General features: G+C 56.3%; 1 protein-coding gene. It reads left to right on the top strand.

The features are described 5' to 3' along the window. The first annotated feature begins 151 nt into the window (after positions 1 to 151). A complete protein-coding gene (locus tag D8U18_RS05125) occupies positions 152 to 1,111 on the top strand; it encodes an AraC family transcriptional regulator (RefSeq protein WP_056856694.1) in 960 nt (319 codons plus the stop codon). Positions 1,112 to 1,126 lie beyond the last annotated feature (15 nt).

The raw sequence follows: 1,126 nt of genomic DNA, 5'->3' as shown, positions 1-1,126 counted from the left end.
TTAGCGAAAAACATCTCGCGAAAGCTTGACCGTGAACAGAGTATCTACAGGTTTCATTGAGAATGCCCACAGGTCAGTCCACTGATACGCCACTGCACGTACTGCCTTAGAATCACCCGACGCACCCTATAACAACAACGAGAGTGACCCGATGATGCAAGCTCAACTGTTAAGTCAGCGCAGCAGAGTCTTCGACCATGCCGACCCTTATGCGGTCTCGGGCTACGTCAATCAGCACGTCGGTAATCATTGCATTCTCATGCCCCGTGCTGGCAGTCCGCTGGCCAGCCTGGACCATCGCAAGTTCGCCAGCCTCGACCTGTGCCGTATCAGTTACGGTGCCAGTGTGCGCGTGACGTCCGGTGCGCTGGACAGCATTTATCACCTGCAAGTGCTGCTGCGCGGCAACTGCCTGTGGCGTGGACATGGCCAGGAGCATTACTTTGCCCCCGGCGAATTGCTGCTGATCAACCCTGACGATCCTGTCGACCTGACGTATTCCGCCGATTGCGAAAAATTCATTCTCAAAATTCCGACCCGCTTGTTTGAGTCGGTCTGCGACGAGCAGCGTTGGCGCTATCCGGGGCAGGGCGTGCGGTTTGTGGAGAACCGTTATCAGCTCAATGAACTGGAAGGTTTCGTCAACCTGCTGGCAATGATCTGCCAGGAGGCCGAGTCCACCGAGCAGATTCCCAGGGTGCAAGAGCATTACACACAGATCATCGTCAGCAAGATGCTCAGTCTGATGAAAACCAACGTCTGCCGCCTTGAACTGGGCTCACAGACGGCCACGTTCGAGGCCATTGCAGATTACATCGCCAGTAACCTCAAGCGCGACATCGACAGCGAAGAACTGGCGCGCCAGGCGCATATGAGCTTGCGCTCGCTGTATGGCCTGTTCGAGCGCAATGCCGGTGTCACGCCGAAAAACTACCTGCGCCAGAAACGCCTGGAGCGCATCAACGCCTGCCTGAGCGACCCGACTTGCAACGTGCGCAATGTCACGGAAGTGGCGATGGACTATGGCTTCCTGCACCTGGGACGGTTCTCCGACAGCTATCGCAAGCAGTTCGGTGAATTGCCTTCCGATACCCTCAAACGCCGGCATTGAGTTCACCCGATAATG

It is taken from the genome of Pseudomonas sp. Sample_10, assembly GCF_004321495.1.
Taxonomy (GTDB): Bacteria; Pseudomonadota; Gammaproteobacteria; order Pseudomonadales; family Pseudomonadaceae; genus Aquipseudomonas.
The sequence above is the reverse complement of the archived record's forward strand: the minus strand, read 5'-3'. Positions and strand labels throughout refer to the sequence as shown.

Coding starts and splice junctions, on each gene's coding strand:
- D8U18_RS05125 (WP_056856694.1), top strand. CDS start 152: ATGATGCAAGCTCAACTGTTAAGTCAGCGCAGCAGAGTCTTCGACCAT.